At 67.0% G+C, this 403-nt stretch carries 1 protein-coding gene; it reads right to left on the bottom strand.

Features of this window, described 5'->3' with window-relative positions; genetic code table 11:
- Positions 1-403, bottom strand: a 403-nt coding sequence (locus BIV24_RS30760; protein ID WP_143064710.1) for an AMP-binding protein, incomplete at both ends; no start/stop codon positions are given.

The raw sequence follows: 403 nt of genomic DNA, 5'->3' as shown, positions 1-403 counted from the left end.
ACCACCGCCAGCAACGCCACCGGCAACCACTCCGAACGCGGCAGCATCAACGCCACCACCCGCTCGGGCCCCGCCCCACGCTCCACCAACAACCGCGCAAGACAATTCGCCCGAGCGTTCAGCTCCCCATACGACAGCTCCACACCCTCAAACACCACAGCAACCGCACACGGGTCAGCCGCCACCCGCGCCGCGAACGACTCCGCCAACGACACCCACGGAACCTCAACCACCGTGGCGTTACGCCGCACCACCAGCTCATACCGCTCATCCTCGGACAGCACCTCCAAAGCGCCCACCCGCACATCCGGGTCGACCACGACCGCCCCGAGCACCCGGACAAACCGCTCCACCATGCCTTCGACCGACGCCCGATCGAAGAGGTCGACGGCAAACTCCAGGA

This window comes from Streptomyces colonosanans, from assembly GCF_001866645.1.
GTDB lineage: Bacteria > Actinomycetota > Actinomycetes > Streptomycetales > Streptomycetaceae > Streptomyces > Streptomyces colonosanans.
The sequence above is the reverse complement of the archived record's forward strand: the minus strand, read 5'-3'. Positions and strand labels throughout refer to the sequence as shown.